Genomic DNA, 22,169 nt, shown 5'->3' with positions numbered 1-22,169 from the left:
GCGTGCGCGAACGCGCGTGCCCGACTCTACAGCAGCTCAGGTCCCCGGTCGAACCGGTTCCCGCGGCTCACCGGGCCGGCGGCACCAGCGCGTCGACCGCCTTCACGATCCGCTTGTCGGAGATCGGGTACGCCGTCCCCAGCGCGTGCGCGAAGTAGCTGACCCGCAGCTCCTCGATCATCCACCGCACGTCCCGCACCGCCTTCGGCACCGGCCGCCCCGGCGGCTGCTGCTCCAGCAGCCACGCGTACTCGTCCTGCATCTCCTTGACCTTCGCCATCCGCGCCCGGTCCCGCTCCGCGTGCGTGGCGAGCTGCTGGAGCCGGCGGTCCGCCGCGACCAGGTACCGCAGCAGGTCCGGCAGCCGGCCCGCGCCGTGCTCGGTGACGAAGCCCGGCTTCACCAGCCACGCCAGCTGCTCGCGTACGTCCGCCGCGGACTCCGTCAGCACCGGGCTCCGCACGGCCCGCAGCCGCCCCTCGCAGGAGTGCCAGGCCGCCAGCACCTCCTGCACCTGCCGGATGGTCCGCATCGTCGCGTCCACGATGTCGGCCCGTACGGCGTCGAAGAGCTTGCGGAAGCCCTCCTCGTCCCACGCGGGGCCGCCGTGGGCGGCGATCAGCCGGTCGGCGGCGGCGGTGACGCAGTCCTCGAAGAGGGCCTGCACGCTGCCGTGCGGGGTGCGGGAGAGGGCCAGCTTCGCCTGGTTGGAGAGGGTGCCGTTGGCGAACTTCGCGGGGTTGGACGGCAGTTGGAGCAGGATCAGGCGGCGGGTGCCGGCCCACATGGCGGCGGACTGCTCCGCCTCCGTGTCGTACAGCCGGACGGCGACCGTCTCGCCCTCGTCGGCCAGCGCCGGGTACGCCTTGACGGTGTGGCCGCCGCGCCGGGTCTCGAAGGTGCGGGGGAGCGCGCCTACGGTCCAGGAGGTCAGGCCGGTGCGCCGGTTGAAGGCGGGCCCGCCGCCGTCGCCCTCCGCCGCCGCGCCACGGGCCTTCCCGCCGCTCCCGCCGCCCGCCGCCTCGTCGAACGCCTTCGTGATCGCCGCCCGCGTCCGGGGCTTCAGGCGGAGCCGCAGCTCCTCCAGGTCCTTCGACTCCGCCAGCTGCCGCCGCCGTTCGTCGGTCACCCGGAAGGTGATCTTGAGGTGCTCGGGCACCTTCCCCCAGTCGAAGTCCTCCGCCGCGACCGGCACCCCCACCATCCGCTGCAACTCCCGCGCCAGCGCCGTCGTCAGCGGCTCCTGCACCGGCACGGCGCGCTCCAGGAACGCCTTGGCGTAGTTCGGCGCGGGGACGTAGTTGCGCCGGACCGGCTTCGGCAGCGAGCGGATCAGCTCGGTGACCACGTCCTCGCGCAGCCCCGGGATCTGCCAGTCGAAGCCCTCCGGCGCCACCTGGTTGAGGATCTGCAACGGTACGTGCACGGTGACGCCGTCCGCGTCCGTGCCCGGCTCGAACTGGTACGTCACCCGCAGCTTCAGCTTCCCCTGCCGCCACGCGTCGGGGTAGTCGTCCTTGGTGACCCCCTCCGCCCGCTCGTTGATCAGCATCGACTTCTCGAAGTTGAGCAGCTCCGGATCCTCGCGCTGCTTCTTCTTCCACCAGGAGTCGAAGTGCGCCCCGGACACGACGTCCTCGGGGACGCGCTGGTCGTAGAAGTCGAAGAGGGTCTCGTCGTCCACGAGGATGTCGCGGCGGCGGGCCCGGTGCTCCAGCTCCTCGACCTCGGTGAGGAGGCGGCGGTTGGCGGCGAAGAACTTGTGGTGCGTACGCCAGTCGCCCTCGACCAGCGCGTGCCGGATGAACAGGTCGCGGCACGTCTCGGGGTCGATGCGGCCGTAGTTGACCGGGCGCCGGGCCACCAGCGGCACGCCGTAGAGGGTGACGCGCTCGTACGCCATGACGGCGGCCTGGTCCTTCTCCCAGTGGGGCTCGCTGTACGTGCGCTTGACGAGGTGCTGCGCCAGCGGCTCCACCCACTCGGGCTCGACCTTCGCGTTGACCCGGGCCCAGAGGCGGGAGGTCTCGACCAGCTCGGCCGACATGACCCAGCGCGGCGGCTTCTTGAACAGCGCCGAGCCGGGGAAGACGGCGAACTTCGCGCTGCGCGCGCCCAGAAACTCGTTCTTCGCGGCTCCTTCTCTCCCGCCCTCCCCCCCGGCGTTCTTCAGCCCGATGTGGCTGAGCAGCCCGGCGAGCAGCGAGCGGTGGACCAGCTCGGGCGCCGCGTCCTGGTCCGCGGGGTGGATGTCCATGCCGCGGGCGATCGTGCGCAGCTGCGAGTAGATGTCCTGCCACTCCCGTATGCGCAGGTAGTTGAGGAACTCGCGCTTGCACATGCGGCGGAACGCGGACGACGACAGCGCCTTCTGCTGCTCGCGCACGTAGCGCCACAGGTTGAGGAACGTCACGAAGTCGCTGGATTCGTCGCGGAAGCGGGCGTGGTGCTGGTCGGCCTGCTGCTGCTTGTCGGCGGGGCGCTCGCGCGGGTCCTGGATGGACAGGGCGGCGGCGATGACCATGACCTCGCGTACGCAGCCGTTGCGCTCGGCCTCCAGCACCATGCGCGCCAGCCGCGGGTCGACGGGCAGCTGGGCGAGCTTGCGGCCGGTGTCGGTGAGGCGTTTCTTCGGGTCTTTCCGGGCCGTATCGAGCGCGTGCAGCTCTTCGAGGAGCTGGACGCCCGCCTTGATGTTGCGGCTGTCCGGCGGGTCGATGAACGGGAACTTCTCGATGTCGCCGAGGCCGGCGGCGGTCATCTGGAGGATGACGGAGGCGAGGTTCGTCCGGAGGATCTCGGCGTCGGTGAACTCGGGGCGGGCGAGGAAGTCCTCCTCCGAGTACAGCCGGACGCAGATGCCGTCGGCGAGCCGGCCGCAGCGGCCCTTGCGCTGGTTGGCGCTGGCCTGGGAGACGGGCTCGATGGGGAGGCGCTGGACCTTGGTGCGGTGGCTGTAGCGGGAGATGCGCGCGAAGCCGGTGTCGATGACGTACCGGATGCCGGGGACGGTCAGGGAGGTCTCGGCGACGTTCGTGGCGAGGACGACGCGTCTGGTGCCGCCGTGGCGCTGGAAGACGCGGTGCTGCTCGGCGTGCGAGAGACGGGCGTAGAGGGGCAGGACCTCGGTGTTGCGGAGCTTCTGCCGGGCGAGGGCGTCCGCGGTGTCGCGGATCTCGCGCTCGCCGGAGAGGAAGACGAGGATGTCGCCGGAGCCGTCGCCCTCGGCCTGGAGCTCGTCGACGGCGTCGCAGATCGCGGTGGTCTGGTCCCGGTCGGTGTCGCTGTCCTCGCCCTCCTCGACGAGCGGGCGGTAGCGCACCTCGACGGGGTACGTACGCCCGCTGACCTCGACGATCGGCGCGTCGCCGAAGTGCCGGGAGAAGCGCTCCGGGTCGATGGTCGCGGAGGTGATGACGACCTTGAGGTCGGGGCGGCGGGGCAGGAGGCGGGCGAGGTAGCCGAGGAGGAAGTCGATGTTCAGGCTGCGCTCGTGCGCCTCGTCGATGATGATCGTGTCGTACTGGCGCAGCTCCCGGTCCGTCTGGATCTCGGCGAGCAGAATGCCGTCGGTCATGAGCTTGACCAGCGTGTCGCCGCCGACCTGGTCGGTGAACCGCACCTTCCAGCCGACCGCCTCGCCGAGCGGCGTGCCCAGCTCGTCGGCGACGCGCTCGGCGACCGTGCGGGCCGCGATGCGGCGGGGCTGCGTGTGCCCGATCAGGCCGCGGACGCCCCGGCCCAGCTCCAGGCAGATCTTCGGGATCTGGGTCGTCTTGCCGGAGCCGGTCTCGCCCGCGACGATCACGACCTGGTGGTCGCGTATGGCCGCGAGGATGTCGTCCTTCTTCTGGCTGACCGGCAGCTCCGGCGGATACGACACGGGGGGCACCGCGGCGCGGCGGCGCTCGGCGGTCAGCTCCGCGGCGTCGACGGCCGCGGCGATCTCGGCGAGCACGGCGGCCCGCGCCTCCGGCTTGCGGACGCGGCGGGCGCCGTCGAGGCGGCGGCCGAGCCGCTGCTCGTCGCGGAGCGTGAGGGCGGAGAGGCGGGCGCCGAGGTCGGCGAAGCTGGGGGCGGCGGAAGTGGACATACGGAGTCAAGGATCTCACCCGGGTGGGGGCGGGGGCGAACCATTTCGGGTGGGGGACTGAACAGGTCAAAAGCCGTATATCACACTAAGCTGGTCGTCTGTGACCGAGGAGGAGCCGCCGACCCCCCGCCCCGTACCCGAGCGGTTCCGCGCCTTCCGCGCCGGCCCGTTCCTCACCCCGGTCGTGCTGGTCCTGCTCCTCGCCGCCGTCGCGGGGCTCTTCGCCGGTTCGTACACCGCCGCGATGGCCAACCCCACGCCGCACGACCTGCCGGTCGCGGTCGTCGGCGACGTCGACGCCGAGCCCGGCGCCCGGGCGTTCATCAGGGGCCTGGAGGACGCCACGGACGCGTCGGTGGAGCTGCGCCCGTACGACACGTACGCCCGGGCCCGCGACGCGGTCGAGGAACAGCGGGTCTTCGCGGTCCTGCGGGTGACGCCGGACCGGATGCGGGTCGACCTGTCCGGCGCGGCGGGCGCGTCGGTGGCGCGGCTGCTCCAGGAGGAGGCGCCGCGGGTCGCGAAGCGGACCGGCGTGCCGCTGACCGTACGGGACATCAAGCCGATGCAGTCCGGCGACCCGCAGGGGCTCGCGCTCTTCTACATCTCGCTCGCGGCGGTGATCGTCGGCTTCATGGGCGCGATCCAGCTGAGCGTGCACGCGCACGCGCTGAACCCGGCGGAGCGCATCGCGTTCACGGCGGCGTACGCGCTGCTCGGCGGCTTCACGATCTACGCGGTCGTGGACCTGCTGCTGGGGGTGGTGCGGCTGCCGTTCCCGCAGTCGTGGCTGACGCTGGCGCTGACGATGTTCACGTCGGGAATGGTCTTCACCATGTTCAACACCCTGCTGGGGCGGTGGGCGATCCTGCCGACGTGGGTGGTGATGGTGCTGGTCGGCAACCCGTCGTCCGGCGGCGCCGTCTCGTGGCCGCTGCTGCCGTCGCCGCTGGGCGAGATCGGCCGCTGGCTGCCCCCGGGCGCGTCGGTGAACGCGCAGCACACGGCGGTGTACTTCGCCGGGCACCAGCACCCGTTCCCGTACCTGGTGCTGGCGGGGTGGGCGGTCGTGGGCACGGCGGTCTTCTGGACCTGGCGCCACCGCCACCCGGGCGGCCGGGAGGCCGCGCCGGCGGAGGAGGCTTGACCGGAGGGCGCGCCCGTGTCAGCCGCGCTGGATACCGGCGGTGTCGGGCAGCAGCCGGCGCTGACCGGTCGCGGTGCGTACCAGGAGTGCGTCTCCCGCGCTCGCGAGGGCGAGGTGCCATTCGCCGGGTTGGAGTTCCTCCGCCGGGGAGAGCGGAGAGCCATCCTCGTCCACCAGGGTGCGGGGCACCGGAACGGCGAACCAGAAGGGCCGGAAGTCCGGATCGGGGGAGACCGCGTCGCTGTCTCCGATCTGGATGTGCGCCGTGTCGGTGAGGAGCCCGCGGCGGCCGGTGCTGGTCTGTACGAGGAGGGCGTCTCCCGCGCGCGCGACGGCGAGATACCAGACCCCGGGTTTGAGTTCTTCCGGGGGCGAGAGCGCGCGGCCCTCCGCGCTCACCAGCTCACGGGGCACCGGGACGGCGAACCAGAAGGGCCGGAAGTCGGGTTCCGTGGGCGCGTGGCCGGCGGCGCCCGCGTGGCGCGCGGGAGGGACCGGAGCCCTTCCGCCACGGACCGGGTGGGCGGTGTGCGTCCGGCCCCCGCCGGTGCAGGCGGCCAGGACCTCCGCCGGGGTCGGCCGGGCGGCAGGATCGCGATGGAGACAACGGGCGACGAGGGCTCTCATCGGCTCGGGGAGCGCGGAGACGTCCGCGTCCTGGTGCGCCACCCGGTACATCAGCGCCATCGGCGACCCCGTGCCGAAGGCCCGCCCCCCGGCCGCGTACACCAGCACCGCCCCCAGCGCGAACAGATCGCACGCCGGCCCCACACGGCCCCCCGTGACCTGCTCGGGAGCCTGGTACCCGGGGGTGCCGATCACCTGGCCGGTCATCGTCAGCCGGGTCTCCTCCAGGGCCCGCGCGATACCGAAGTCCAGCACCCGCGGCCCGTCCTCGCCCACGATGATGTTGGACGGCTTCAGGTCCCGATGAACCAGACCGCAGGCATGGATGGCCTGCAGAGCCTCCGCCAGCGCCGCCCCCAGCGCCGGCAACGCGCGCTCGCTCAACGGGCCGTCCGCCGTGACCAGCTGATCCAGCGGACGCCCGGAGACAAACGCCGTGACCACCCACGGCGGGTCCGCGTCCGGATCGGCGTCCACCACCTGCGCGGTGTGGAACCCGCCCACCCGCCGGGCCGCCTCGACCTCGCCGCGGAAACGCGCCCGGAACCCGGGATCGGCCGCCAACTCCGCGCGCGCCACCTTCACCGCGACGACGCGCCCCCCGGGCGAACGCCCGCGGTAGACCCGCCCCATGCCGCCGGCGCCGAGCGGGCTCTCGATCAGATAGCCCCCCACCTCACGCGGGTCGTCGGCATCGAGACCGGACACCTGCCGCCCCCCTCGGATGGCCACCGCTGCTCGTCCGAGCGTACCGACCCCGCCGCCCCGGCAGGGCCTGCGCAGGCAGCCCGCCCGACGGGCGGAGCGCTCGCCCTGCCGGCCGGCGTCCCCGGGCACGAAAACGCCCCCTCCGAAGAGGGGGCTTCATGTGGCTGGGGCCGGGGTCGAACCGGCGACCTTCCGCTTTTCAGGCGGACGCTCGTACCAACTGAGCTACCCAGCCCGGTGGCCGGGGACCGGGGTCCCCAGTCGGGTGGCCCCTCAGGCGTGCCTGAGGGTGGCGGTCCTGACGGGATTTGAACCCGCGGCCTCCACCTTGACAGGGTGGCGAGCACTCCAAACTGCTCCACAGGACCAGGCTTGCGCGAGAGCCAGTCTCGCACAGGATGATGCGTGTTCCCTACCGGGATTCTCCGTCGTCGGCTACGGGCCGTGACGTCGCTGGATCAGCGTAGCAGAACCCCGGGCGGGTCCCCTAAACGAAGCGGAGGGGTCCCTACAGCCCGAAGAGGCGGGCCGCGTTGTCGTGGCAGACCGCGCGGAGCCAGTCGTCGCCGAGGTCCTGCGCGGCCAGGGCGGCCAGGGCGTCCGCGTAGGGGTACGGGATGTTCGGGAAGTCCGTGCCGAGCAGGACGCGGTCCCGCAGGGCGGACAGGCGGGGGCGGGCGCGGGGTGGGAAGGGGGCGGCGGACTCGGCGAAGGGGGTGAAGGCCATCGTGGTGTCGAGCATGACGTGGTCGTGGCGTTCGGCGAGGGTCAGGAAGTCCTCGTACTCCGGCATCCCCAGGTGGGCCACGACCAGCCGCAGCCGGGGGTGGCGGCGCAGCAGGGCCGCGATCGGGGCGGGGCCCGTGTGGGGGCCGGGGACCGGGCCGGAGCCGCAGTGGGTGACGACGGGGAGGGCGGCGTCCGCGAGGAGGGACCAGACCTCGTCGAGCGCGGGGGTGTTCGGGTCGTACGCGCCGACCTGGAGGTGGCACTTGAAGACCCGCGCGCCCTGGGCCATCGCCCGCCGTACGTCGTCCGCCGCGCCCGGTTCGGCGAAGAACGTCGCCGTGTGGAGGCAGTCCGACGTGCGGGCGGCGAAGTCGGCGGACCAGTCGTTCAGCCAGCGCGCCATGCCCGGTTTGTGCGGGTACAGCATCGACGTGAAGGCGCGCACCCCGAAGCCGCGCAGCAGCTTCACCCGCTCGGCCTCGTCCTGCCGGTACGTGATCGGCCACGGGCGGCCGACCAGCGGGCCGGCGGCGTCGAAGTACGCCCAGACCTTCGCGAGCACCTGCGGCGGCATGAAGTGGGTGTGCACGTCGATCAGGTGCTCCAGCCCCAGGGAGCGGCGGAACGCCGCCACCCGCTGCTGCTCGGCGTCGATGCTGGTCACAGGGTGCTTCTCCGGTTCGTTCCGCCGTAGTGTCGAAATCGTGCCCCGCCCGATCGTCCAACAGGCGGGGGGTCCGGCAGAAGGGCTCCCGGTGAGGAGAGAACCATGACCCGACCGCACTACATCCCGGACGGCAGCCGGCGCGTCACCGCCTGCCTCGTCATCCGGGGCGCCGCCGAGGCGCTGGACTTCTACGCCGACGTCTTCGGCGCCACCGAGCGCGTGCGCTTCCCCGGTCCCGACGGCGGCGTCGTGCACGCCGAGATCGAGATCGGCGACTCCGCCGTCATGGTCGAGGAGGCGTCGAAGGAGCTGGGGACGCAGGAGCCGCCGTCCGGCGGGCTGGCGGGCTCGCCGGTGTTTCTGTACGTGTACGTCGAGGACGTCGACGCCGTCGTCGCGCGGGCCGTCGAGCGGGGCGCGGAGCTGAAGCGGGCGCCGGAGGACCAGTTCTACGGCGACCGGGACGGGTTCCTGATCGACCCGTTCGGGCACGGGTGGACGGTGGCGACGCACGTCGAGGACGTGGCGCCGGACGAGGCGATGCGGCGGATGGCCGCGATGCAGGGCGGGGCCGGCGAGGGGGAGGGGGGCGCGTCGTGAAGTACGTGCTGCTGTTCGTGGACACGCCCGAGTTCCAGGAGGAGCTGGGCTCGCTGGGCCCGGCCGAGCGGGCGCGGCTGTTCGAGCGCGTGGACGAGTGGTTCGCCGAGCACGCCGGCAAGATGCGCGGCGGGCAGAAGCTGCGGGATCCGGACTCCGCCACGACGGTGCGGCTGGGCGGCGGTGAGCCGGTGGTCGTGGACGGGCCGTTCGTGGAGGGCAAGGAGGTGGTCAGCGGTTACGCGGAGGTCGAGGTGGCGGATCTGGACGAGGCGCTGCGGATGGCCGCCGGCTGGCCCGGGTGCCCGGTGGTGGAGATCCGGCCGGTGGAGGTGCCGGTCCCGGTGGACTCCCGAGGCGCGGCCGACTCCCGGGGCGCGGCGGCCTCCCGGGCTGCGGCGGACGCCGGGGCAGTGGCGGACGCCGGGGCCGCGGCGGACTCCCGCCCGGTGGCCTGACCCGTGGGCGGCGAGCCGGAGCCCTCCGCGGGCGTACGGGCAGCGGCCCCCGGCTCCGCCGCCCACGGCGCCCAAAACGCCCACGGCGCCCTCGACCGGGTCGTACGCGACCACGCCGCCCGCCTCGCCGGCGCCCTCATCCGCCTCACCGGCGACTTCGCCACCGCCGAGGACCTCGTCCAGGACGCCGTCGTCGCAGCCCTCCGCCGCTGGCCCGCCGAGGGCGTCCCCGACCGCCCCGACGCCTGGCTCTACACCGTCGCCCGCAACCGCGGCCTCGACCTGCTGCGCCGCGAGGAGACGTACCGGGAGAAGCTGGCGCAGCTCGTCCGGCAGGAGGACTGGCCGCACGGCCGCGAGGGCCCGGGCGACGACCGGCTCCGGCTCGTCTTCACCTGCTGCCACCCCGCCCTGCCCCGCGAGGCCCGCATCGCCCTGACCCTGCGCGTGGTCTGCGGGCTGACGACCGCGCAGATCGCCCGCGCCTTCCTGGTCCGGGAGGCGACGGTCGCGCAGCGCATCTCGCGGGCCAAGCGGCGGATCACCGAGACAGGCATCCCCTACCGGGTGCCGGCCGCCGACGAGCAGGCCGCCCGGCTCACCGAGGTGCTCGCGGTCATCTACCTGCTCTTCAACGAGGGCTACCTCTCCACCGCCGACCGCGCCCACTCCCGCGACCTCGTCGACGACGCCGAGTGGCTCGCCGCCCTGCTGCACGGCGCGATGCCCGCCGAGCCCGAGCCGGCCGGGCTGCTCGCGCTCATCCGGCTGCACCGCGCCCGCGGCGCCGCGCGCTTCCGGGACGGCGGCCTCGTACGGCTCCGGGATCAGGACCGGTCGCTGTGGGACCGGCGGGAGATCGAGGCGGCCGCCCGGCTGCTCACCCGGGCCGTACGCCGCCGGCGGCCGGGCCCGTACCAGTTGCAGGCGGCGATCGTGGCCTGTCACGCGGAGGCGGACAGCTGGGCGGAGACGGACTGGGAGCAGATCGTGCTGCTGTACGACATGCTGCTGCACCTGGCGCCGTCGCCGGTCACCCGGTTGCACCGGGCCGTCGCGCTGCGCTACACCGCCGGACCGGCCGCCGCCCTGGCCGAGACCGGGGCGCTTGCCGCCGACCTGAGCCGCTACCACCTCTACCACGCCACCCGCGCCGACCTCCTGCGCGCGCTCGGCCGTCCCGCCGAGGCCCGCGCCGCCGACCGGCGGGCGCTGGACCTCACCGCCAACCCCGCCGAGCGGGCGGCCGTCCGCGAGCGGCTGAGCCGGGCGTGACGCCGGGGAGCGAAACGCCGTCCCCGCCACCCTGAAGCATAAAATGTGGACAATGCGTACCGAAGAGGTGCTATCCGGGCTGGGTACGGGCGTCTGGCGCTGGGCGACGCACACCGACGGCGTGGTCCTGGACGAGCAGGCCGCCCGGCTCCTCGGGCTGCCGCCCGCGCGGGTCACCGTCCACGCGTCCGCGGTACGCGCCCGGCTGCACGGCGTGGACTACATCGAACTCGCCGGCATCCTCGACCTCGCCCTCGCCGAGGGCACCCTCGCGGAGGGCCGGCTGCGCGTCGTCGACGCCGAGGGCGACGTCGTACGGGTGGTGCGCTGCCGGATGCGCGCGCTGCCGACGGCGCGGGAGGAGCAGACCGAGATCGTCGGCACCGTCCAGGAGATCGTCGCCCCGCCGCCGCGGCCGCCCGCGGGCGGCGACCGGCCGCTGGGGACGAGCGACTGGCGGCTGTCCCGCGAGGCGTTCCTGCTCTCCGCCGGCCGCGCGCTCGCCGAGGCCCGCTCCACCGACCAGGTGCTGCGGGTGGCGGGGTCGCTGTCGATGCCCGGCTTCTCGCCGGACGCGATGGCGGTCTTCGCGATCGAGGGCGACGACCTGCTCCTCATCGGCCACCACGGCTACCGGCCCGAGGAGACCGAGCCCTACCGGGACCGCCCGCTGAACACCGCGTTCCCCGCGCAGGAGGCGGCGCGCACCGGACGCGCGGTGTACGTCACCGGCCGCGACGAGCTGGCGCGCCGCTACCCCGAGTCGTGGCGGGTCTCCGCCGGCACCCCGCGCCGGTCGTGGGCCTTCCTGCCGCTGGTGGCGGAGGGGCGGACGGTCGGGGCGTGGATGGCGGCGTTCGAGGACGAGGTGCCGTTCACGCCGGACGAGCGGTCGGTGCTGACGACGGTGGCCCGGATGCTGGCGCAGGCGCTGTCGGACGCGCACGTCAACGAGTCGGAGCGGGAGCTGGCCGAGGGGTTGCAGCGCAGCATGATGCCGGCGGTCGCCCGCGTCCCGGGCTTCGAGGTGGCGGCGCGGTACGTCCCGTCCGGCGGCGGGCTGCAGATCGGCGGCGACTGGTACGACGTGTTCGCGCTGCCGTCCGGGCAGACGGCCCTGGTCATCGGGGACGTGCAGGGGCACGACGTGCGGGCCGCAGGGCTGATGAGCCAGCTGCGCATCGCGATCCGCGCGTACGCCTCCGAGGGCCACCGCCCGGACGCCGTGCTGGCCCGCGCCTCCGGCTTCCTCACCCGGCTGGGGGAGCAGCAGTCCGACAACCCCGCCGACGCCCGCTTCGCCACCTGCCTCTACCTCCAGGCCGACCCGCTGACGGGCACGCTGACCGTGGCCCGGGCCGGTCACCTCGACCCCGCGGTGGCGCTGCCGGACGGCGCGATGATCATCCACCCCAGCGAGGGCGGGCTGCCGCTGGGCATCGAGGCGGACCCGGAGTACCCGCTCTCCGAGCACACGCTCGAACCGGACGAGACCATGCTCCTGTGCACCGACGGCCTGGTGGAGACCGGCGGCCACGACCTGTACAGCGGGCAGGCGCGGCTCGGCGCCGCGTTCGGGGCGACGCTCGGCGCGGGGCTGGAGACGGTCGCGGACGCGCTCGTGGACGCGGTGACCGGCCCGGCCTCGTACGCCGACCGCGGGCCGCACTCCGGGCGCAGCCAGGACGACATCGCGTTCGTCCTGCTGCGCACCGCGGGCGCGACCCGGCGGGCGCACCCGGAGTCGGAGCGGCACATGTACCTGCCGGTGCCGCAGGCCGAGCAGCAGCGCATCTCCGACGCCCGGCACCAGCTGCGCAGCCTGCTGCACGACTGGGCGACCGCGGAGCAGATCGACGCGGCGGAGCTGGCGCTCTCGGAGATGATCGCGAACGTCATGATCCACACGGACAGCACCGCCAGCGTCCTGGCCGACGTCACCGGCCCGCCCGGCCGGCGGCTGCTGCGCATGACGGTCGCCGACGCGGACGGCAACCTGCCGCACCGCCGGCACCCGGGCGAGATGGCGTCGTCGGGCCGCGGGGTGCTGCTGCTTCAGGAGCTGGCGGACGGCTGGGGCGTGGAGCCGCGGGGGGACGGCAAGGCGATCTGGGCCGAGTTCCGCGAGCACGAGCCGGGCGAACAGGCCGGCGAGCGCCAGTAGTTGTGGCTGCCGAACAAAACCCCTCGCGGAACAATTCCGCCGGTACGCCCCTGACCAGCGCGTCCGCGGCGCCCGGCCGGAAGGATGGCCGAAACACGGGGAACTGTTCGGCGCCGATCGGCGGATGATGGAGTAAACGGGGGTCGGGGGGCCTACGGGGACTCCTGGCCCCTCCAGGCATCGGGAGGGGTTAGTGCGCACACACATCAAGCGGGCGGGATTCACCGCCTTAGCCGCCGCGGCGTCGGCGGCGCTCACGGCGGGCCTCATGGCCGCACCGCCGGCGTCCGCCGCGCCGGCGGACGGAGCGGCCGGGGGATCCGCGCGGTACGGGAAACAGGGCGGCACCTGGGTGACGTTGATCACCGGTGACCGGGTACGGGTCGGCGCCGGCGGCGACGCCGTGGCGGTCGACCGCGGCCCCGGCCGCGACGGGATACCCGTGCGGACCTTCGAGTCGGAGGGCCACACCTACGTCGTCCCGGGCGACGCCACCGAACTCGTCGGCGACGGCACGCTGGACCGGCGGCTCTTCGACGTCACGCTCCAGGCCCGCCCCGAGTACGTACGCCAGCAGCGCGCGGGCCTGAAGTTCATCGTCGACTACCGCGGCGAGCGCCCCGAGGCGCGGAACCGGTTGCGCGCCGCCGACGGCACCGACGTCGAGCACCGCTTCCCCCGGCTCAACGCCGAGGCCGTCACCACCGCCAAGAGCGACGCCGGCAAGGCGTGGAAGGCGCTGACCCGCGTCCGCGGCGGCGACGCCGCCGCCGAGCCGCTGGCCGCCGAGGCCGGCGTACGGCGCGTCTGGCTGGACGGCGTACGCCGCGCCAGCCTGGACGTCAGCGTGCCGCAGATCGGCGCCCCGGCCGCCTGGGACGCCGGCTACACGGGCGACGGCGTGAAGATCGCCGTGCTCGACACCGGCGTCGACGAAACCCACCGGGACCTCGCCGGCCAGGTTGTCGCCAGCGAGAACTTCACGCCCTCGCCCGACGCCGAGGATCGCTTCGGGCACGGCACCCACGTCGCGTCCATCGCGGCCGGCACGGGCGCGATGTCGGACGGCAGGTTCACCGGCGTCGCCCCCGACGCGAAGCTGCTGGCGGGCAAGGTGCTCGACGACGACGGCTTCGGCGACGACTCCGGCATCCTCGCCGGCTTCGAGTGGGCCGTCGGCCAGGGCGCCGACATCATCAACCTCAGCCTCGGCGGCGGCGACACCCCCGAGGTCGACCCGCTGGAGGAGGCCGTCAACCGGATCTCCGCCGAGGAGGGCGTGCTGTTCGCCGTCGCCGCCGGCAACTCCGGCGCGTCCCACAGCATCGACTCGCCCGGCTCCGCCGACGCCGCGCTGACCGTCGGCGCCGTCGGCCCGAACGGCGGGCTGGCGGGCTTCTCCTCGCGGGGCCCGCGCATCGGCGACGGCGCCGTCAAGCCCGACGTCACCGCCCCCGGCGTGGCGATCACCGCGGCCGCCGCGCCCGGCAGCGTCATCGAGCGGGAGGTCGGCCAGAACCCCACGGGCTACCTGACGATCGACGGTACGTCCATGGCGACCCCGCACGTCGCGGGCGCCGCCGCGCTCCTCGCGCAGCAGCACCCGGACTGGACCGGGCAGCGGCTGAAGGCCGCGCTGTCCGCGTCGGCCAAGCCCGCCGCCAAGCGCGGCGCGTACGGCCAGGGCGCCGGGCTCATCGCCGCGGACCAGGCGATGGGGCAGTCGGTGGTGACCGAGCCGGCGTCGCTGAGCTTCGGCAGGCAGGCGTGGCCGCACGACGACGACGAGCCGGTGACGAAGCGGATCACGTACCGGAACCTGGGCACCGAGGACGTCACGCTGTCGCTGTCGACGTCCACCGTGCAGCCGGGCGGCGGCGCCGCGCCCGAGGGGATGTTCACCCTCGGCGCCGACGAGGTCACCGTCCCGGCCGGCGGCACCGCCGAGGTGCCGGTGACCGCCGACGCCGGCGCCGGGGACACCGACGGCGTGTTCTCGGTGTTCGTCACGGCGGCCGGCGGCGGCCAGCGCGTCGTCACCCCCGGCGGCGTGGAGCGCGAGGTGGAGTCGTACGACGTCACCGTCGAGTTCCTCGGGCGCGACGGGCAGCCGACCGCGGCCGGCTTCGCGCTGCTGACCGGCATGGAGGAGAGCAACGCGGGCGTCTTCGAGTTCTTCGACGGCGAGACCGCCACCGTGCGCGTACCCAAGGGGCGTTACCTGGTCAGCGCCGACATCGCGAAGTTCGAGGGCGAGGAGCTGACCGAGTACGACTGGATCAACCAGCCGCGCCTGGACGTCACCGGGGACTCCACCGTCACCGTGGACGCCCGGACCGCGCGGCCGATCGACGTCACCGTCCCGGACGCGTCCGCCGAGCGGACGGCCGTCGACCTGAGCATGGACGTCTCCACGGCCGACACGGGCATGGGGGTGTTCTCCGCCGTACCGGGCGACACCGACGTGCGCACAGCGCACCTCGGCCCGAAGACCGCGGAGGGCGAGCTGTACCAGCAGGTGCAGGTGTACTTCGCGAAGGGCGAGCGCACCGAGTACCAGACCGTCTACAGCCAGCGCCACCGCACCACCATGTGGAACGGCCTCAACCGGGACACCCCGCAGAGCGAGCTGGCGAAGCTCGACCTCACCCTCGGCTCCTCGGCCGAGGGCCGGCGGGGGCTGCTGTTCGCCACGCCGTTCATCGCCGGCGGCTCGGGCTCCACGGCCGCCGAACGGGGCCTGCCGTACCGGGGCACGCTGTACCTGCGCGGCAGCCCCCTCATCGACTGGGAGCTGGAGTACTGGCAGCTCGGCGCGGAGTGGGAGGACATCGCGTACGGCACGAACGGGCGCAGCTACGCCGGGGGCCGCACGTACAAGGAGACCTTCAACGCCGACGTGGTCGGCCCCGTCCTCGCCGACGGCCTCGGCGCGACCCGCGACGGCAACACGATTGACACCCTGATCCCGGTCTACCTCGACAACCCGAAGCACTGGGGCTACTCGCTGTACGAGAACGCGGACACCTCCCTGTACCGCAACGGCGAGAAGCTGGGGTCGGTGGCCGACCTGCCGATCGGCGCGCAGTTCAAGGTCCCGTCGGGCGCGGCCGACTACCGGCTCACGACCTCCTCGACGCGGCCGGCGACGGTCGCCCGTACCTCCACGAAGGTGACCGCGACCTGGAAGTTCTCGTCCGCCAGGACCGACCGCCCGCGGACGCTGCCGCTGTCCGTCGTGCGCTACTCGCCGAAGCTGTCGCCCGCCAGCACCTCCCCCGCGGGGGAGCGGGTGAAGGTGCCGGTCAAGGTGCTGGGCTCGGCGGCCGGGGACAACCTGAAGTGGCTGTCCGTGTGGGTCTCCACCGACCGGGGTGCGCACTGGAAGAAGCTGACGGTGCGGGACGGCAGGGTGACCGTGGCCAACCCGGCCGCGGGCAGGACCGTGTCGTTCAAGGCGAAGGCGTCGGACAAGCAGGGCAATACCGTTTCGATGCGCATCTTCGACGCCTACCGGACCCGGTGAGGCGTACCTGAACGGGCAGTGAGCGGCCCGAACGGAACCTGCCCCCGGTCCGGTGACGGACCGGGGGCAGCTCCGTCGGCCGGGAGCCCGCTCCCGCGCTCAGGCCGCCGCCGCCCGCACGAGCCTGCGCCGCGGCCCCGCCTCCGCCGCCAGCGTCGTGAACAGCTCCTCCCACCGCGGGTGCACGGCCTCCGGCGCGTACCTCCGCGACCTGGCGAGCGACGCCGTGCCCATGTCCGCGCGCAGCCCCTCGTCGTCCATCAGCTCCCCCAGGGCCACCGCGAACGCGTCGACGTCCCGCGGCGGCACGAGCAGCCCCTCCCGGCCGTCGGTGATGACGTCCGCGGGGCCCGTCGGGCAGTCGTAGCTGACCACCGGCAGCCCGTGCGTCATCGCCTCGATCATCACCATCGGCAGCCCCTCGAAGCGCGAACTGAGCGCGAACACCGACGCCTTGGCCAGCTCGTCGTCGAGGTGCGGCGTGAAGCCCATGAGGAAGGCGCTGTTGTACACGTGGTGCGTCTCGATCAGCCCGCGCAGCTGCGCCTCCTTGTCGCCGGTGCCGAAGATCCGCAGCTGCCAGCCGGGGCGGACGGCGGCCGCCTGGGCGAACGCCGGGATGAGCAGGTCGAAGCCCTTCTGGCTCTTCAGCCGGCCGGCGGCGGCGACGATGCGGTTCGCGTACGACGACTGCCGCTTGCGGCCGGCGTGGACGGCGTTGGGGATGCACACGACGCGGGTGCCGGGGAGCAGGTGCGCGTACTCCTCGCGGTCCCGCTCGGTGAGCACCGCGACCGCGTCGAAGCGCGGGTAGTGGCGGAGGATGGCGGCGCGCACGTCCCGCGGGTGGGTGCCGAGGTTCATGTGCTCCTGGCCGACCCGGAGGACGTCGGTGCTGGCGTGCTGGGCGGCGAGGATGTTGAGCGCGGGGCGGGTGGTGACGAGCGCCCCGCCGCGCAGCCGCTGCATCCAGCGGATCACCCGCGTCTCGACGTCCCGGGTGAAGTGCTCGCGCGCGATCTCGCCCCGCGGCACGTAGCGGGACGGCCGGCCCTGCCCGGCGAACCGGGCGGTCCACGCGGACGGCTCGGGCGCGGGCGGCGAGCCGTAGGTGTCGACGATCGCGGTGACCCGCACCCGGCGGTCCAGCGGGAACCGGGGCGACTTGCGGCGGCGTACGACGCTGACGACCTCGACGTCGTGGCCGGCGGCGGCCATGGAGCCGGCCTGGTTGAAGACCGTGCGGATGGTGCCGCCCTTGCCGTAGGCGTTGAGGAGCAGGTAGCGGATCTTCACGAGAGCCTCCGGGAGAGGTCGTCGCGGAGCCGGCAGGCGATGGAGAGGTTGTCCCGGACCGTGTAGTAGGGCTTGACCTGGACGGTGTCGGTGTCGGACGCGACGGACTGGGCGGGGAAGACCACGATGTTCTTCTTCGGCTCGATGTCTCGGAGGTCCCGGGCTGCCTGGAGCCGTACGCGCCGCACATCCGCGTCCGCGGTGAGGTGGAGGTCCCACTTCGCCGGCAGCGCGATCCCGGAGGGCGCCAGGTCGGCCACGGGAACGCTGACTTCGAAGGTAACGCCGTCGAGCGCCGCGGGGTAGTCGAGGCGGCGTTCGGGGGAGCCGGTGAGGGACACGGCGAGCTGCCAGCGCGGGGCGGGCGGCGCCGCGGCCGTGCCGGTCAGGCGGCCGACGATGCGGATGAGGCCGTCGCGCGGCCAGACCTCGGTGACTTCGGCGCACGGCGCGGCGGCGGCGGCCGCCGCCGGGTCGGCGGGGCCGGCGGGATCAGCGGGGTCGGCGGGATCAGGGGGGCCGGCGGGGTCGGCCGGGTCCGCGGGGCCGGGCAGGTAGCCCCACGCGGCGCTGATCTCGCGCAGCGGCTCCGGCACCTCGTCGGGCGCGGGCAGCGCGCGGCCCCGCTGGACGCGCCCGCTGCGGATCTTCTCCTTCCAGTCGCCCAGCCCCTTCGGCAGCTCGCCCTCCTCCCGCGCCCCGTAGTCGAGCATCTCCGGCTCGTACGGGACGCCGAGGAAGTCGCAGACGCCCGTGAGGACGCCCTCGGGGTCGGCGGTCAGGTCCTCGTAGCGGACCAGGTGGCCGGGGAGTTCCCGGCGGGCGCGCTCGGTGGCGCGCACGTAGTGCAGGGCCTCCAGCGCGGCCTCCTCCGGGGTGCGCCGGGAGGGGTCGGCCTCGTACCAGGACTGCGCGACGGAGGCGGGGTGGCGCAGCAGGAAGACGAACCGGGCGTCGGGCCAGCAGGCGGCGATGCGCCGGTACGCGAAGGCGTTGTTCGGCGTCTTCTCGACCAGGATCTCCTTGCCGGAACGGACCAGTTCGCGGTGGAGCACGCGGTCCCACAGCAGGTGCTCCAGGTCCGCGCGGTGCAGGTCCAGCTCGCGCATCGCCGCGACGGCCAGGTCGGTGCGGGTGCCGACCTCCAGCCGGCGCACGTGCAGTTCGTGCGGCGCGTGCAGGCGGGAGTGGCCGCCGAGCAGCATGCGCAGCAGGGTGGCGCCGGAGCGTACCGGGGTGATGACGAAGACCGGGCGCCGCAGCAGCCGGTCGACCCCCGGGTCGGCCGGCGGGCGGTAGTCGGGCAGGCGGCCGGGCCGGGCGGTCCGGGCGGCGGCCCGGGACTTCTTCCGGCGCGGCGGGGTGGCGGCGCGCTGGAGCCTCAGGCCGGTCAGCCGGCCGAGCGTTCTGTTCAGTTGCCGCAGCATTCTCCACCCGTCCGTGCGAGAGGTGTTCCGGCCCGGAAAACGACGCGGCGGGCCATGGGTTGCGCTCGTCCGGATTTTTCAGATCTGCGTACGGGGGAACGGCCCCGGTGGGACGGGTCCGCCGGAACCGGGGTGTGCGCGAGGGGTTGACAGGGACGCGGGCGTGCCTGACTGTGGGAGCGCTCCCATAGCTTCAAGCCTTGCACGCAGTAAGCACTCTGCACGTCGATCGAGGGCACTCCCCCACGTGCCGCGTACGCACGCAAAGCCCCGGTGGCGGGACGCCTTCCCGCTGCATCCCGCCACCGGTTCCGCTATCCGAGAGGAGCACGAGACCCCGATGACAGCGCGAAGAAGCACCGGCCGAAGAGGCGTCGGCAGCCGGGCGCGTACGAGACTCAGACTCTGGCGCCCCACGGCGGCACTCGCCGCCCTCGCCGTCGGCGCCGCCCTGGCGCTGACCGGCACGGCGGCGCCCGCCGCGGCGGCCGAGCGGGTGGACAACCCCTACGTGGGCGCCACCCCGTACGTGAACCCGCAGTGGTCCGCGCAGGCCGCCGCCGACGGCGGCGAGGCCATCGCCGACCAGCCCACGTTCGTGTGGATGGACCGCCGGGCCGCCATCGGCGGCACCGCCGGGAAGTGGGGCCTGGAGCGGCACCTCGACGAGGCGCTGGCCCAGGGCGCCGACCTCTTCGAGGTCGTCATCTACAACCTGCCCGGCCGCGACTGCGCCGCCCTCGCCTCCAACGGCGAGCTGGAGCCCGAGCAACTCGACGTCTACAAAGACGAGTACATCGACCCGATCGCCGGCATCCTCGCCGATCCCAAGTACGCCGACCTGCGTATCGTCACGCTCATCGAGCCCGATTCGCTGCCCAACATGGTCACCAACGCCGGCGGCACCGACGGCTCCACCGACGCCTGCATCGAGATGAAGGAGCTCGGCAACTACGAGAAGGGCGTCGGCTACGCGCTGAACACGCTGGGCGACATCCCCAACGTCTACAACTACGTCGACGCCGCCCACCACGGCTGGCTCGGCTGGGACACCAACATGGCCCCGGCCGTCGACGAGTTCGCGCTGGCCGCCACCTCCGAGGGCGCCACCGTCGACGACGTGCACGGCTTCATCGTCAACACCGCCAACTACGGCGCCCTGAACGAGCCGTACTACGACGTCACCGACAGCGTCGGCGGCACCACCGTGCGGAACACCGACTGGGTCGACTGGAACCAGTACGTGGACCAGCTGGGCTTTGCGCAGGGGCTGCGCGACCTCCTCGTCTCCCGCGGCGGCTTCGACCCCGGCATCGGCATGCTGATCGACACCTCCCGCAACGGCTGGGGCGGCCCCGACCGGCCCACCGGGCCCGGACCCGAGACCTCCGCGAACGCGTACGTCGACGGCAGCCGCATCGACCGACGTATCCACCCCGGCAACTGGTGCAACCAGTCCGGCGCCGGTATCGGTGAACGGCCCACCACGGCGCCCGAGCCGGGCATCGACGCCTACGTGTGGGCCAAGCCCCCGGGCGAGTCGGACGGCTCCAGCGAGCCGATCGACAACGACGAGGGCAAGGGCTTCGACCGGATGTGCGACCCCACGTACGAGGGGAACGCACGCAACGGGAACAACCCGTCCGGCGCGCTGGCCGACTCGCCGGTGGCCGGCCACTGGTTCTCCGCGCAGTTCCGTGAGCTGGTCGCCAACGCCTACCCGCCGGTCGACGGCGGCGGCCCCGGCCCCGGCGACGACACCGAGGCGCCGACCGTGCCCGCGGACCTCGCGGTCACCGGGACGACCGGCGCGAGCGTCTCGCTGTCGTGGACCGCGTCCACCGACGACACCGGCGTCACCGCGTACGACGTCTACCGCGACGGCGCCCTGGCCGGCTCGACGACCGGGACCACGTACACCGACAGCGGGCTCGCGGCGGAGACGTCGTACGAGTACGCCGTACGCGCCCGGGACGCCGCCGGCAACGCCTCCGAGCGCAGCGCCGCGGTGACCGCCACCACCGGCCCCGATGACGGCGGCGGCGGGGACGGGACGCTGAAGGCGCAGTACCGGAGCACCGACTCGGCCGAGACCGACAACCAGATCCGGGCGGTCCTCCAGCTCGTCAACACCGGCGACACGGCGGTGGACCTGTCGACCGTCGAGCTCCGCTACTGGTTCAGCGGTGACTCCGGCGCGACGTCGTTCGGCACGTGGTGCGACTGGGCCGTCGTCGGCTGCGGGAACGTCACGCACGGCGTGAGCGCGTCCGGCTCGGCGACGCCGGGCGCGGACCGGTACCTGGAGGTGGGCTTCTCCTCCGGCACGCTGGCACCGGGCGCGTCCACGGGCGACATCCAGCTGCGGCTGGCGAAGACCGACTGGTCGGCCTTCGACGAGTCCGACGACTACAGCCGCGACACGAACACCGCCTGGGCGGACAACCCGCGGGTCGGCGTCTACTCCGCCGGCTCGCTCGTCTGGGGCACCGCCCCCTGACGGGCGGGCGGACCCTCCCCCGCCCGCCCACGCCGGACGCTCCCGTCCGGGCCCGACGCCCCCACCCGGCCCACCACCGGGGTGGGGGCGTCTCGCGTCCCGGGCGCGGGCGCCGGGACGCGCTCCAGGACGCCGCCGGCGAAGACGTCGTAGAGGGGGAGGCTTTCGAGGTGGACGTAGCCGATGTGGCAGTCGCAGACCGCCCGCGGGCAGGCGCGCGGGCGCAGCGCCGCACGGTACGAGCCGTCGTAGAGGTTGCCCAGCTCGGCGGGGACGAAGTGGCAGCGGCGCACCGTGCCGTCCCCGTCGACCGAGACGACCGACTCGCCCGTGCGGCAGGGCAGTCCGCGGCTGGGGTGGGGCCTGCGGCTGTACGGGAAGAGGGGGTCGAGGGCGGTCCAGCCGGCGGCCTCGGCGTCGGTGTAGCCGTGGCCCTCGGCGGCGTTGACCCACAGGTAGACCGGCTCCGGCAGGTCGGCGCGCAGCCGCCGGGCGTCCGGCAGGTGCGCGGGGAGGCCGACGATACCGACGCTGAAGCGGACCCCGCCGTCGTACAGCGCGCGGCACTTGGCGAGAAAGCGCTCGTACGGCACCTGCCCCGGGTGGTAGGTGCACCACAGCGCGAGCGTGTCGCGGTCGGCGTCCGCCGTCCACGCCGTGCGGCAGCTGAGGTTCGTCTGGATCGCGACGCGGCGCACGTGCGGCAGGTGGGACAGCTCCGTGAGCGTACGGCGGTACCAGGACCGCACCAGTCCTTCACCCCAGGGGGTGAACAGCACGGAAAGCCGGTCCTCGGTGTTCGCCGCCGCCCACGCGGAGAAGCGGGCGAGCGCGGCGCGGTCCGCGCGCAGCTGCGCGGGGGTGTCGCGGCGCTTGGCGAACGGGCAGTAGGGGCAGTCGTAGTCGCAGGAGGCGAGCGGGCCGCGGTAGAGCAGCGTCAGGTCCACGTCCG

13 protein-coding genes and 2 tRNA genes are annotated in these 22,169 nt (G+C 73.8%); 7 read left to right on the top strand and 8 right to left on the bottom strand.

From position 1 onward, the window contains the following. Positions 1 to 67 precede the first annotated feature (67 nt). The gene (hrpA, locus tag ACHZ99_RS11425; protein ID WP_420304354.1) at positions 68 to 4,093 is read right to left on the bottom strand and encodes an ATP-dependent RNA helicase HrpA; all 4,026 of its coding nucleotides are present in this window, start codon (positions 4,091 to 4,093) and stop codon (positions 68 to 70) included. 100 nt (positions 4,094 to 4,193) lie between these two features. Here hrpA and ACHZ99_RS11420 point away from each other — a divergent pair, with 100 nt between their 5' ends. After that, entirely contained in the window at positions 4,194 to 5,240 is a 1,047-nt protein-coding gene (locus ACHZ99_RS11420) for an ABC transporter permease (RefSeq protein ID WP_420304353.1), read from the top strand. A gap of 18 nt (positions 5,241 to 5,258) precedes the next feature. Here ACHZ99_RS11420 and ACHZ99_RS11415 read toward each other — a convergent pair whose 3' ends face one another. From ACHZ99_RS11415 to ACHZ99_RS11400, 4 genes are all read right to left on the bottom strand, one after another. Beyond that, positions 5,259 to 6,575 carry a serine/threonine-protein kinase gene (locus tag ACHZ99_RS11415; RefSeq protein ID WP_420304352.1) on the bottom strand — a complete coding sequence of 439 codons (1,317 nt, stop codon included), beginning with the start codon at positions 6,573 to 6,575 and terminating at the stop codon, positions 5,259 to 5,261. 161 nt (positions 6,576 to 6,736) lie between these two features. After that, positions 6,737 to 6,810: transfer RNA gene (locus tag ACHZ99_RS11410), tRNA-Phe, on the bottom strand. A gap of 55 nt (positions 6,811 to 6,865) precedes the next feature. Next, positions 6,866 to 6,943 (bottom strand) — tRNA-Asp (locus tag ACHZ99_RS11405). Between the two features lie 140 nt (positions 6,944 to 7,083). Then, entirely contained in the window at positions 7,084 to 7,968 is an 885-nt protein-coding gene (locus ACHZ99_RS11400) for an amidohydrolase family protein (RefSeq protein ID WP_420304351.1), read from the bottom strand. Positions 7,969 to 8,073: 105 nt separating this feature from the next. Here ACHZ99_RS11400 and ACHZ99_RS11395 point away from each other — a divergent pair, with 105 nt between their 5' ends. From ACHZ99_RS11395 to ACHZ99_RS11375, 5 genes are all read left to right on the top strand, one after another. After that, on the top strand, positions 8,074 to 8,571 hold the full coding sequence (locus tag ACHZ99_RS11395; protein WP_420304350.1) for a VOC family protein: 498 nt from the start codon (positions 8,074 to 8,076) through the stop codon (positions 8,569 to 8,571). Further along, positions 8,568 to 9,029: a YciI family protein gene (locus tag ACHZ99_RS11390; RefSeq protein ID WP_420304349.1), complete on the top strand. Its 462-nt coding sequence runs from the start codon at positions 8,568 to 8,570 to the stop codon at positions 9,027 to 9,029. Before ACHZ99_RS11395 ends, ACHZ99_RS11390 begins: the two co-directional genes overlap by 4 nt. A 3-nt stretch (positions 9,030 to 9,032) precedes the next feature. Further along, positions 9,033 to 10,304: an RNA polymerase sigma factor gene (locus ACHZ99_RS11385; RefSeq protein ID WP_420304348.1), complete on the top strand. Its 1,272-nt coding sequence runs from the start codon at positions 9,033 to 9,035 to the stop codon at positions 10,302 to 10,304. 52 nt (positions 10,305 to 10,356) lie between these two features. Then, positions 10,357 to 12,468, top strand: coding sequence for an ATP-binding SpoIIE family protein phosphatase (locus ACHZ99_RS11380; RefSeq protein ID WP_420304347.1), 2,112 nt, complete (start codon positions 10,357 to 10,359; stop codon positions 12,466 to 12,468). A gap of 193 nt (positions 12,469 to 12,661) precedes the next feature. Then, positions 12,662 to 15,994, top strand: a complete 3,333-nt coding sequence (locus tag ACHZ99_RS11375) for a S8 family peptidase (protein WP_420304346.1) — start codon at positions 12,662 to 12,664, stop codon at positions 15,992 to 15,994. Between the two features lie 99 nt (positions 15,995 to 16,093). Here ACHZ99_RS11375 and ACHZ99_RS11370 read toward each other — a convergent pair whose 3' ends face one another. Further along, on the bottom strand, positions 16,094 to 17,290 hold the full coding sequence (locus ACHZ99_RS11370) for a glycosyltransferase family 4 protein (RefSeq protein WP_420304345.1): 1,197 nt from the start codon (positions 17,288 to 17,290) through the stop codon (positions 16,094 to 16,096). Beyond that, positions 17,287 to 18,717 carry a sulfotransferase family protein gene (locus ACHZ99_RS11365; protein WP_420304344.1) on the bottom strand — a complete coding sequence of 477 codons (1,431 nt, stop codon included), beginning with the start codon at positions 18,715 to 18,717 and terminating at the stop codon, positions 17,287 to 17,289. Before ACHZ99_RS11365 ends, ACHZ99_RS11370 begins: the two co-directional genes overlap by 4 nt. Positions 18,718 to 19,057: 340 nt before the next feature. Here ACHZ99_RS11365 and ACHZ99_RS11360 point away from each other — a divergent pair, with 340 nt between their 5' ends. After that, a complete protein-coding gene (locus ACHZ99_RS11360) occupies positions 19,058 to 21,217 on the top strand; it encodes a glycoside hydrolase family 6 protein (protein ID WP_420304343.1) in 2,160 nt (719 codons plus the stop codon). Here the strand turns inward: ACHZ99_RS11360 and ACHZ99_RS11355 are convergent. After that, positions 21,178 to 22,164, bottom strand: a complete 987-nt coding sequence (locus ACHZ99_RS11355) for an STM4011 family radical SAM protein (RefSeq protein WP_420304342.1) — start codon at positions 22,162 to 22,164, stop codon at positions 21,178 to 21,180. The two genes, ACHZ99_RS11360 and ACHZ99_RS11355, sit on opposite strands and share 40 nt — an antisense overlap. Positions 22,165 to 22,169: the final 5 nt, after the last annotated feature.

Source organism: Streptomyces sp. MAR4 CNX-425 (assembly GCF_048656465.1).
Lineage (GTDB): Bacteria > Actinomycetota > Actinomycetes > Streptomycetales > Streptomycetaceae > Streptomyces.
Note: the sequence above shows the minus strand (reverse complement) of the source record. Positions and strands in the feature narration are given on the sequence as shown.

Bases quoted from the DNA above. Each gene is read 5' to 3' on its own strand.
- hrpA (WP_420304354.1), bottom strand. From the start codon at position 4,093: ATGTCCACTTCCGCCGCCCCCAGCTTCGCCGACCTCGGCGCCCGCCTC.
- ACHZ99_RS11395 (WP_420304350.1), top strand. From the start codon at position 8,074: ATGACCCGACCGCACTACATCCCGGACGGCAGCCGGCGCGTCACCGCC.
- ACHZ99_RS11380 (WP_420304347.1), top strand. From the start codon at position 10,357: ATGCGTACCGAAGAGGTGCTATCCGGGCTGGGTACGGGCGTCTGGCGC.
- ACHZ99_RS11365 (WP_420304344.1), bottom strand. From the start codon at position 18,717: ATGCTGCGGCAACTGAACAGAACGCTCGGCCGGCTGACCGGCCTGAGG.
- ACHZ99_RS11360 (WP_420304343.1), top strand. From the start codon at position 19,058: ATGACAGCGCGAAGAAGCACCGGCCGAAGAGGCGTCGGCAGCCGGGCG.